General features: G+C 64.9%; 12 protein-coding genes. 6 read left to right on the top strand and 6 right to left on the bottom strand.

From position 1 onward, the window contains the following. Nucleotide 1: 1 nt before the first annotated feature. The 4 genes from AC4K8G_RS09120 to AC4K8G_RS09105 are packed head-to-tail and all read right to left on the bottom strand — an operon-like array spanning nucleotide 2 to nucleotide 2,420. Nucleotides 2–820 carry a cytochrome c oxidase subunit 3 gene (locus tag AC4K8G_RS09120; protein WP_491733835.1) on the bottom strand — a complete coding sequence of 273 codons (819 nt, stop codon included), beginning with the start codon at nucleotides 818–820 and terminating at the stop codon, nucleotides 2–4. A 33-nt stretch (nucleotides 821–853) separates the two neighbouring features. Next, nucleotides 854–1,387, bottom strand: coding sequence for a cytochrome c oxidase assembly protein (locus AC4K8G_RS09115; protein WP_491733834.1), 534 nt, complete (start codon nucleotides 1,385–1,387; stop codon nucleotides 854–856). Further along, entirely contained in the window at nucleotides 1,384–1,515 is a 132-nt protein-coding gene (locus AC4K8G_RS09110) for a cytochrome c oxidase system small membrane protein (protein WP_491733833.1), read from the bottom strand. The genes AC4K8G_RS09115 and AC4K8G_RS09110 overlap by 4 nt, the downstream gene beginning before the upstream one ends. Then, the gene (locus AC4K8G_RS09105; protein WP_491733832.1) at nucleotides 1,509–2,420 is read right to left on the bottom strand and encodes a heme o synthase; all 912 of its coding nucleotides are present in this window, start codon (nucleotides 2,418–2,420) and stop codon (nucleotides 1,509–1,511) included. The genes AC4K8G_RS09110 and AC4K8G_RS09105 overlap by 7 nt, the downstream gene beginning before the upstream one ends. Before the next feature lie 80 nt (nucleotides 2,421–2,500). On the opposite strand from AC4K8G_RS09105, the gene AC4K8G_RS09100 reads away from it, so the two are divergent. After that, nucleotides 2,501–3,139, top strand: coding sequence for a peptidylprolyl isomerase (locus AC4K8G_RS09100; RefSeq protein WP_491733831.1), 639 nt, complete (start codon nucleotides 2,501–2,503; stop codon nucleotides 3,137–3,139). Between the two features lie 543 nt (nucleotides 3,140–3,682). On the opposite strand, the gene ctaD is transcribed toward AC4K8G_RS09100, so the two are convergent. After that, nucleotides 3,683–5,356, bottom strand: coding sequence for a cytochrome c oxidase subunit I (ctaD, locus tag AC4K8G_RS09095; protein WP_491733830.1), 1,674 nt, complete (start codon nucleotides 5,354–5,356; stop codon nucleotides 3,683–3,685). An 18-nt stretch (nucleotides 5,357–5,374) separates the two neighbouring features. Next, on the bottom strand, nucleotides 5,375–6,469 hold the full coding sequence (gene coxB, locus AC4K8G_RS09090) for a cytochrome c oxidase subunit II (RefSeq protein ID WP_491733829.1): 1,095 nt from the start codon (nucleotides 6,467–6,469) through the stop codon (nucleotides 5,375–5,377). A 161-nt stretch (nucleotides 6,470–6,630) separates the two neighbouring features. On the opposite strand from coxB, the gene pyrE reads away from it, so the two are divergent. Genes pyrE through AC4K8G_RS09065 form a run of 5 tightly spaced genes read left to right on the top strand, consistent with a single transcriptional unit; the run spans nucleotide 6,631 to nucleotide 10,341 of the window. Further along, a complete protein-coding gene (pyrE, locus tag AC4K8G_RS09085; protein WP_491733828.1) occupies nucleotides 6,631–7,215 on the top strand; it encodes an orotate phosphoribosyltransferase in 585 nt (194 codons plus the stop codon). Next, complete coding sequence (locus AC4K8G_RS09080; protein ID WP_491733827.1) at nucleotides 7,212–7,940, top strand: pyridoxine 5'-phosphate synthase; 729 nt, start codon at nucleotides 7,212–7,214, stop codon at nucleotides 7,938–7,940. Before pyrE ends, AC4K8G_RS09080 begins: the two co-directional genes overlap by 4 nt. Continuing rightward, complete coding sequence (gene acpS, locus AC4K8G_RS09075; RefSeq protein ID WP_491733826.1) at nucleotides 7,937–8,347, top strand: holo-ACP synthase; 411 nt, start codon at nucleotides 7,937–7,939, stop codon at nucleotides 8,345–8,347. Before AC4K8G_RS09080 ends, acpS begins: the two co-directional genes overlap by 4 nt. A gap of 15 nt (nucleotides 8,348–8,362) precedes the next feature. Beyond that, nucleotides 8,363–9,223, top strand: coding sequence for a signal peptidase I (gene lepB / locus AC4K8G_RS09070; RefSeq protein ID WP_491734443.1), 861 nt, complete (start codon nucleotides 8,363–8,365; stop codon nucleotides 9,221–9,223). Then, nucleotides 9,223–10,341 carry an AI-2E family transporter gene (locus AC4K8G_RS09065; RefSeq protein ID WP_491733825.1) on the top strand — a complete coding sequence of 373 codons (1,119 nt, stop codon included), beginning with the start codon at nucleotides 9,223–9,225 and terminating at the stop codon, nucleotides 10,339–10,341. Before lepB ends, AC4K8G_RS09065 begins: the two co-directional genes overlap by 1 nt. Nucleotides 10,342–10,343: the final 2 nt, after the last annotated feature.

The raw sequence follows: 10,343 nt of genomic DNA, 5'->3' as shown, positions 1-10,343 counted from the left end.
ATCAGCCGTGGACCGGCGCGCCCCAGCCGCCCCACACGTAGATCGACGTGAACAGGAACAGCCATACGACGTCGACGAAGTGCCAGTACCAGGCGGCCGCTTCGAACCCGAAATGCTGCTTGGGCGTGAAGTCGCCGCGGTTGGCGCGGACCAGGCATACGATCAGGAAGATCGTCCCGACCAGCACGTGGAAGCCGTGGAAGCCAGTCGCCATGAAGAAGGTCGCGCCGTAGATGTTGCCTTTGAAGGCGAACGGCGCGTGTGCATATTCCCACGCCTGGACGCAGGTGAAGGTGACGCCGAGCAGGATCGTCAGCAGCAGCCCGAGCTTCAGCCCCTTGCGGTCGCCGTGGATTAGCGAATGGTGCGCCCAGGTGACCGTCGTGCCCGAACAGAGCAGGATCAGGGTGTTGAGCAGCGGGAAGCCCCACGGGTTCAGCACCTCGATGCCCTTTGGCGGCCAGTGGCCGCCGACCGCGTCGACCGCGGATGGAAACAATGAGCTGTCGAAGAAGGCCCAGAACCAGGCGAGGAAGAACATCACCTCCGAGGCGATGAACATGATCATGCCGTATCGCAGGTGAAGCTGCACGACCGGCGTGTGGTCGCCCCGGTGAGCTTCCTTGATCGTGTTACCCCACCAGTTGAACATGGTGATGATCACGGCAACGAAGCCGATAAGCATGACAGGCACGCCGAAGCGGTTGTCGTGGAACCACATCACTGCACCGCTGAACAGGGTCCCGCCCGCAAGCGCGCCGATCAGCGGCCACGGATCCGGGTCGACCAAGTGATAATCATGGTTCTTTGCGGCGGACATTCGTGATGCTTTCCCTCGTTGTTGGCGACGGCTCTAGCGGCCCCGGGCGGCAGATTCCACCGGGTAAAATGTATAGCTCAGGGTGATCTCGTCGATATCTTTGGTGTCGGGGTCCTGCTTGATCGCCGGATCGACGAAAAACAGTACCGGCATGTCGACCTTCTGCCCCGCCTTCAAGGTCTGCTCGGTGAAGCAGAAGCACTGGATTTTCTTGAAATATTTGCCGACCTGGTCAGGGCTTACGTTGTAGGCTGCCTGCCCGGTCCAGTCGCGATTGCTGAGGTTTTCGGCGCGGTAGAAGATCTGCGTCTGCGCGCCCGGCTTGACCTCGACCGTGGTCTGTTCCGGCTCGAACTTCCACGGCAGGCCGGGGTGCGTGTTTGCATCGAAGCGGACATTGACCTGCCCCGCCACGGCGCCAGGCGCGCGCTCGGCGCGGAGCGGCGTGCCGCCGAAACCGGTCAACGAGCAGAAGGTCCGATAGAGCACGGGCGAAGCCGCGGCGACCCCGATCATCAGGGCCACGATCCCGAACATGATCAACGCCGTGCGGCCGTTCTTGCTCACCAGTTCAGCCCGGTCTTCGCCATCGTGATGAAGAACAGCAGGATGACGAACGCGCCGAGCAACAGCGCCATGATGCGCGCCCGCTCGCGTTGCCGCTGGCGGATGATCTCGTCGTCGGGGTTCACCATGGCAGGAAGCGATCAGCGACCAGGACGGTGAACAAAGCAAACAGGTAGAAAACCGAGAAGCCGAACAAATGCTTTTCCGCGTCCATCTGCTGCGGGTCGGTCGCCTTGTTGGTCAGAACGCGGCCGGCGAGGACGAGGAACACGAAGCTGAGGATCCCGGCGCTGGCGCCGTAGATTGGCCCCGTCAGCCCGAGCGGCCAGGGGACAATCGCCGCCGCGCCCATCGGCCAGGTGTAGAGGAAGATTTGGCGGCGGGTGTTGGTTACGCCAGCGACAACCGGCAGCATCGGAATCCCGGCTGCTGCATAATCCGACCGGACGAACAGCGACAGCGCCCAGAAATGCGGCGGCGTCCACAGGAAGATTATCGCGAACAGGAGGAGCGGTAGGGCCGAAATATGTCCCGTCGCCGCGACCCAGCCGATCAGCGGTGGAAACGCTCCGGCAGCGCCGCCAATGACGATGTTCTGCGCAGTCCGCGGCTTCAGCCACATCGTGTAGATGAAGACGTAGAACATGATCGACGCCGCGAGGAGCACGGCCGCCAGCCAGTTGGTGGCGAGGCCCATCAGCAGCACCGAAAAGACGCTGAGGCCCACGCCGAAGTGAAGCGCCGACTGGCGGTCCATACGGCCCGCCGGCAGCGGTCGCTTGGCGGTGCGGCGCATCTTCGCGTCGAGGTCGGCTTCATACCATTGGTTGAGCGCGCCGCAGGCTCCGGCGCCGAGCGCGATGCACAGAATCGCGGTGAAGGCGAGGGCGAGCGGCGGCATCGCGGGCGCGGCCAGCATCCCGGCAAGCCCGGTGAACACCACCAGGTACATGACGCGCGGCTTGGTGAGCGCGAAAATGTCGCGCCAGTCGGCCGGCAGCGCGGCTGGGTGGGCCATCTCCAGGGTGGGCATGGCCGGCGCTATAAGGGGTTGGGCCGAATGAGAAAAGGCTGTGTGGCAGTGTTCATCAAGGCTTTGCTATGCGACCCCACATGAAGCACCGATTCCTTATCGTGGCGCTGTTCGCGGCTCTCGCCTGTCCAGCGTTCGCTCAGTCCGCCCCGGCCGCCCTGGTGGATGGTCCCGCGCCGCAGGCCGAGCTTGTGCCGGTCGCGATCGACACCAGCCTTGGCCGCATCGTCATCGCCCTCGACAAGACCCACGCGCCGGTGACGACCGCGAACTTCTTGCATTATGTCGACACGCACCGCTTTGATGGCGAGACCTTTTACCGCGCGATGCACATGCCCACGACCGATGGCAGCGACGGTGGCCTGATCCAGGGCGGCGTGCGCAGCGATTCGCGCAAGATGTACCCGCCGATCGCGCATGAGCCGACCAGCCAGACCGGCCTTAAGAATGTCGCGGGATCGGTCGTGATGGCCAATGCCGGCCCCGGCACCGCGCGCTCCGACTTCTTCATCCTCTTGAGTGATACGCCGGGCTTCGACGCGGGTGGCTATGGCGGCGACGCCAACGGCTTCGCGGTGTTCGGCCACGTGACCGAGGGCATGGACGTGGTGAAGAAGATCTTCGCCTCGCCAGTGTCGGAAACCAAGGGCGAAGGGGTGATGAAGGGCCAGATGCTCGAGCCGCCGATCAAGATCATCAAGGCCGAGCGGGTGAAATGACGCGCTTGGCGGCATTCGGTCTCCTCGCGGCTTTGAGCTCTTCGGGTGCTTCGGCTGTTTGCCTGCTTTCCGATTACTCCGTTCAAAGCGAGTTTCATCGTTCAGACTATGTCGCGCGGGTTCAGGTTCAGCGTGAAACTTGGCTCGACATGAAGTGGCGGCCGACGCGCCTAAAGCAGCCGCTGCAGTTCGGGTCTCTTCCGAGCGGTTTGGATCCATACGCCGGTGCGAACTATCGCGTGCGCCCGACTAGCCAATTCAAAGGCCGGCTACCTCCTCAATTCGATATTTTCAGCGAGAACACGACTGGTCGCTTCCCATTCCAGGTCGGGAAGGATTACCTCGTCTTTCTCGATCGCGCTCCCTCGGGGGACGCTTACATCCGCGCGGGCTCTCTGACGGCGGACAATTGCGGCAACTCAGGCTTGTGGTCGGAAAGCCGTCGAGCAGCTACCCAAGTCCGCGGGCTGGCCCGAGAGCCGCGCTAAAGAAAAGGCCGCGGTTTCCCGCGGCCTTTCCCAAGCAACAAGCGCCCCCGCGCAACTAGTCGATCCGCGGCAGGGTCGAATATTGGTGGAACGGCGGCGGGCTGGACAGGGTCCACTCGAGCGTCGTCGCGCCCTCGCCCCACGGATTGTCCGGCGCCTTCTTTCCGGCCGCCAGCGACCAGATGATATTGACGAAGAAGATCGCGACGCCGGCGATGGTCACCATGTAGCCGATGGTCGAGATCTTGTTCCAATAAGCGAAGGCCGGCGTGTAGTCGGGGATACGACGCGGCATGCCATCCAGCCCGAGGAAGTGCTGCGGGAAGAACACCATGTTCACGCCGATGAACATGATGAAGAAGTGCAGCTTGCCGAGCAGCTCGTTGTACATTTTACCGCTCATCTTCGGGAACCAGTAATAGAAGCCGCCGAAGATCGCGAAGACCGCGCCGAGGCTCAGCACATAGTGGAAGTGCGCGACGACGTAGTAAGTGTCGTGCATGTAGTTATCGACGCCGCCGTTCGCGAGCACGACGCCGGTGACGCCGCCGACCGTGAACAGGAAGATGAAGCCGATCGCCCACAGCATCGGCGTTTCGAAGCTGATCGACCCGCCCCACATGGTCGCGATCCAGCTGAAGATCTTCACGCCGGTGGGGACCGCGATGATCATCGTCGCGGCGGTGAAGTACATCTTCTCGTCGACGCTCATGCCCGTGGTGAACATGTGGTGCGCCCAGACGACGAAGCCGATCACGCCGATGGCGACCATCGCGTAGGCCATGCCGAGGTAGCCGAACACCGGCTTGCGGCTGAAGGTCGCGACGATCTGGCTGACCATGCCGAAGCCCGGCAGGATCATGATGTAGACCTCGGGGTGGCCGAAGAACCAGAACAGATGCTGGTAGAGAACGACGTTGCCGCCGCCCGACGCGTCGAAGAAGGTCGTGCCAAAATTGCGGTCGGTCAGCAGCATGGTGATCGCGCCGGCGAGGACCGGAAGCGCGAGCAGCAGCAGGAAGGCGGTGACCAGCACCGACCACACGAACAGCGGCATTTTGTGCAGGGTCATCCCCGGCGCGCGCATGTTGAAGATGGTGGTGATGAAATTGATCGCGCCGAGGATCGAGCTCGCGCCCGCAAGGTGGAGCGAGAAGATCGCCATGTCGACCGCGGGCCCGGCCGATCCGCTGGTGGATAGCGGCGCATAGACGGTCCAGCCGGTGCCGGCGCCAAGCCCCGTGCCGCCGCTGACGAAGGTCGAACCGAGGAGCAGCAGGAAGGCGGGAACGAGCAGCCAGAAGCTGATGTTGTTCATGCGCGGGAACGCCATGTCCGGCGCGCCGATCATCAGCGGTACGAACCAGTTGCCGAAGCCGCCGATCATGGCCGGCATGACCATGAAGAACACCATGATCAGGCCGTGCGCGGTGATCAGCACGTTCCAGTGGTGGGTCCATTCGTCGAAGTTCGCGGTGCCGGCGCCGATCGGCCAGGCGCGGTTCAATACCTGGATGCCGGGCTCCATCAGCTCCCAGCGCATGATGCCCGAGATGCCGCCGCCGATGACGCCCGCGACGATCGCGAAGATCAAATAGAGCGTGCCGATGTCCTTGTGGTTGGTCGACATGAACCAGCGGGTGAAGAAGCCCGGCTTGTGGTCCGCGTCATCGTGCGCGTCATGCGCCTCGTGCGACTTCAGGTGCAGGGCGTCGGCGGTGGTGCTCATGGGTGTCGAACTCGCTTCTTAATTCTGTGCCGTCGCGGCCTGGTTGGTCGCGGGTTGTTGGGTCGCAGGCTCGGTCGCGGCTGGCGCCGCTGCAGCGGGCGCGGCGGCTGGAGCGGCGGCCGGGGTCGCCGGCGGCGTAGCGCCGGGCATGTGGCCGCCCTTTTGTGCGATCCATTCGGCATATTGCGCAGCCGGAACCGCCTCGACCGCGATCGGCATGAAGCCGTGGCGCGCGCCGCAGAGCTCGGAACATTGGCCGAAATAGACGCCCGGACGGTCGACCTTGACCCAGGTCTCGTGGAGCTGGCCGGGGTTCGCGTCCTGCTTGATCCAGAAGGCTGGTACCGCAAAGCTGTGGATCACGTCGTCGGCAGTGATGATGAACTTCACCACCTTCCCGACCGGGATCACCACCCGCTCGTCGACCGCGAGCAGCGGCGGGCCATCGTTGTCGGTGCGGGCGCGCTGGTTCTTCTGGCGCGTCGGGTCGCTGGCTTCCTTCAGCATGTAGCTGTCGAAGGTCACCCCGCTGTCCGGATATTCGTAGCTCCAATACCATTGGTGCCCGGTGACCTTGATCGTCACGTCGGCTGGCGGCGGCGTATATTGGTGGCGGAGCAGGCGGATCGACGGGATCGCGATCGCGACCAGGACCAGCACCGGCACGAGCGTCCAGATCACCTCGATCGTGGTGTTGTGCGAATTGCGCGATGGGGTCGGGTTCGCGCCGCGGCGGAAGCGGACCATGGCGAAAAGCAGCAAGCCGAGAACCAAGATGCTAATCGCGGCGCACAGCGGCAACAGCCAGTTGTTGTGGAAGCCGAGTGCTTCCTCGCCAATCGGCGTGACCTGCAGCTGGATGCCCTTGCGGCCGTCGGGCTCACCGACGCCGGGGGTCGGGATCATGTGGCCGACCGATCCGTAAACGACCGGGGGCTGGGCCGCGTCGGGCTTCGTCGCGTCCTGGGCGGTGCCGGCGGGCGGCGTCTCCGCGGCGGGCGCGGCGGCATTGGCGGTCGGCGCGGTTGCCGGCGGCGTTGTAGGCGCTTGGGCCGCCACCGCCGGTGTTAGCCCGGCCGCGGCCAAGGCGATCGCCAGTCCCATCAATCTCATCGTTTCCCCTGACGTGCTTGGACGGGAAACGCGGTTGCGCCCCCGGTTTTGGCGGTCTCTATAAGCGCGGGTTTCGGGAGCCTCAAGCGCTTGCCTCAACATGTCATGTTGAAGCGGCTGGCCGCGCGGCCTAATGGCCGTTCCCGACCATGACCGACCCAATGACCGATAGCGAAATCCTCGCCGAATTCCGCGCCGCCGACGCCCTGCTCGAAGGCCATTTCATTCTCTCGTCCGGGCTGCGCAGCCCCAAATATCTGCAATGCGCGCGAGTGCTGATGGATCCGGCGCGGGCCGAGCGGCTCGCGACGGCGCTGGCCGCAAAGATCCCGGCCGATCTCCGGAGCCGGATCGAGGTCGTGATCTCGCCGGCGATGGGCGGCCTGATCATCGGCCACGAGATGGGCCGGGCGCTCGGCAAGCCGGCGATGTTCGTCGAGCGGCCCCAGGGCGTGTTCGAGCTTCGCCGCGGCTTTTCGATCGATCGCGGCACCAAAGTGCTGATGGTCGAGGATGTGGTGACTACCGGCCTGTCGTCGCGCGAAGCGATCGAGGCCGTGCGCAAGGCCGGCGGCGATGTGATCGCGGAAGCGGCGCTGGTCGACCGCTCGTCGGGCAAGGCCGACCTCGGCGTGCCGTTCGTGCCGCTGATCCGGATCGACGTCCCGACCTACGACGCGGATGCGGTGCCGCCCGAGCTCGCGGCGATCCCCGCGATCAAGCCCGGGAGTCGCGCCGCGGCGTGACCGGCAAGCTCCGCCTTGGAGTTAATATCGACCACGTCGCGACCATCCGGAACGCGCGCGGCGGCGATCATCCCGACCCGGTCCGGGCAGCGATCATGGCCGCCGAAGCCGGCGCCGACGGCATCACCGCGCACCTGCGGGAAGACCGGCGCCACATCACCGACCGGGACATCGACCGGCTGATGGCCGAGATCGACCTGCCGCTGAACCTCGAAATGGCGGCGACCGAGGAGATGCTGGACATCGCGCTCCGCCATAAGCCGCACGCCGCCTGCATGGTGCCCGAACGGCGCGAGGAACGGACCACCGAGGGCGGGCTCGATGCGGCGGGCCAGCACAACCATCTCGCTTATTTCGTCGACAAGCTTGGCGCGGCTAACATCCGGGTCAGCCTGTTCATCGAACCGACCGAAGCACAGGTGGCCGCCGCAGTCCGGCTTGGCGCGCCGGTCGTCGAGTTCCACACCGGCCGCTACGCCCATGTCGATGGCGACGAGCGCGCGACGGAGCTCAAGCGCATCGCCGATGCGGCCGCACTCGCGGTCAAGAATGGAATCGAGCCGCACGCCGGCCACGGCCTGACCTTCGACAACGTCATTCCCGTCGCCGCCATCCCGCAGATTGCCGAACTCAATATCGGGCATTTCCTGATCGGCGAGGCGATCTTCACCGGGCTCGAAGCAAGTGTCCGACGGATGCGCGCGCTGATGGACGAAGCGCGATGACCATCGTCGGCATCGGATCAGACCTGTGTAATATCGAGCGGATCCAGAATTCGCTCGACCGCTGGGGCGACAAGTTCCTCAACCGCGTCTTCACCGACCTCGAGCGCAAGAAGGCGGCGTCGCGCCCGCACACCATCGCCGGCACGCTCGCCAAGCGCTTCGCCGCCAAGGAAGCTTTCTCGAAAGCCGTCGGCACCGGGTTCAAGCGCGGCGTCTATATGAAGGACATCGGCGTCGTTAATCTGCCGTCAGGTGCTCCGACATTACAGCTGACCGGCGGAGCAAAGGCGCGGCTTGACGCTCTTGCGCCGGAAGGCCACGCCATCGACATACATTTGACGATGACCGACGATCACCCCTGGGCGCAGGCATTCATCATCCTGGCTGCCCGCAAGCTGGAGCCTTGAGTGTTGAGCGATACTATGCCCGAAGCGAGCGCAGAACCGGAAGCGCCGCACGCGGAGAACAAGGAAGAAGGCTCCGCGCTATGGCGCGAAATCCGCGGCCTGCTGTGGGTGCTGGTGGCGGTGCTCGCGTTCCACAGCTTCGTCGCCAAGCCTTTCTACATCCCGTCGGAATCGATGATGCCCGGGCTGCTCACCGGCGACCGGCTGGTGGTCAGCAAATATCCCTATGGCTTTTCCTGGGTCAGCCCAAGCTTCCACGTGCTGCCGCCGATGAAGGGGCGCCTGTTCGGGCAGCTGCCCAAGCGCGGCGACATCGTCATCGTCACGCCGCCCGGCACTCGGACCGATTACATCAAGCGCGTCATCGGCCTGCCCGGCGACACCGTGCAGATGCGTGACGGCCAGCTGACGATCAATGGCCAGTCGGTGAAGCGCGTCGCCGAAGCGCCCGACATGGTGCCGGTCGACGCCAACTCGCCGTGCGGGTCGCCGCACGACCCCGCGCTTTATGACTTTAAGGTGCAAGGTGCCGACGGCAAATTGTACTGCCGCGTGCCTGTTGTCCGCGAGACGATGCCCGGCGGCCGCACTTATGAAACGGTCGAGCTCGGCCGGTCGACTGAAGACAATTTCGGCCCGATCACCGTGCCTGCCGGCCACCTCTGGCTGATGGGCGACAACCGCGACGATTCGGCCGACAGCCGCGTGCCCGAATGGCAGGGCGGCCTGGGCGGACCGGTGCCGTGGGAGAATATCGGCGGCCGCGCGGAGTTCATCACCTTCTCGCTCGACGGATCGAGCGTGTGGTGGAACCCGCTGACTTGGTTCGAGGCGCTCCGCCATGGCCGCGCCGGCAGGTCGCTGCGGAATAGCTGATGGCCGCGCGGAAGTCCCCGCCGACCACTGAGCCGCACGTCGAGCGGCCCGGTCCGGCGGAGTTCCGCGACCCCTTCGTCCGCCGCGAGCTGGCCAAGGCTGCGATCTGGCTCGGCCTTGCCTTGCTCATCGTCGGCGTCGTCGTCCTCGCCCAGCCGCTGCTGCTGATCATTGGCGGCGCAATCTTCGCCGTCTTCCTCGACGGCGGCACGCGCCTGCTCGGCCGCTACCTGCCGATCCGCCGCGGGTGGCGGCTGATGCTGACGATCGTGCTTGGCTTCGGCTTCCTGGGTTGGGTCTTCTGGTTCGCCGGAACGACCATCGCCGCGCAGTTCGAGGCGTTGCGCCAGGTCGTCACCGCCCAGTTCGACAAGCTCCTCGCTTTCGTTGCCTCGCTCGGCCTGATGCCCAAGGGGCCGCCGCAGAATATCGGCAGCCAACTATTGGGATCGGTCGGCCGCCTGACCAGCGCCGTCGGCAGCGTGGTCGGCGCGGTCACCAGCCTCATCCTGATGATCGTGATCGGAATCTTTCTTGCCGCCGAGCCGAAGATCTATGACCGGGGCATCGCCTGGATGCTGCCGGTGCGGCACCGCGCCGGCTTCTACCGAATCGCCGAGCATGTCGGCTTCACGCTTCGCCGGCTGCTGTTCGGCCGCCTCGTCGGCATGGCGTTCGAAGGCGTCTTTACCTGGTTCATGCTGGAATATGTCAGCCGAATCTTCGGGGTCGGGCCGGTGCCGATGGCGGCGCTTCTGGGCCTGGTTACCGGCGTCCTCGCCTTCATCCCCAATATCGGCGCGATCACGTCGGGCGTGCTGATGGTCGCGGTCGGCTTCAGCGCGGGCCCCGACACGGGCGTCTATGCGATCTTCGTCTATTTCTTCGTCCAGAACATCGATGGCTATCTGGTCGTGCCCTATATCGCGCGGCGCACGGTCGACCTGCCGCCGGCGCTTGTACTGGGCATGCAGCTGCTGATGGGCGCGCTGTTCGGGATCCTGGGCGTGCTGTTCGCCGACCCGATCCTGGCGACGATGAAGGTGGTCCTGGTCGACCTGTCCAAGCAGCAGGCCGCGAAGGTTGGCGATAAGCCGAAGGTCGTTGCCTCCGGCTGAGC

The organism is Sphingomonas sp. SP3 (assembly GCF_058514305.1).
Note: the sequence above shows the minus strand (reverse complement) of the source record. Positions and strands in the feature narration are given on the sequence as shown.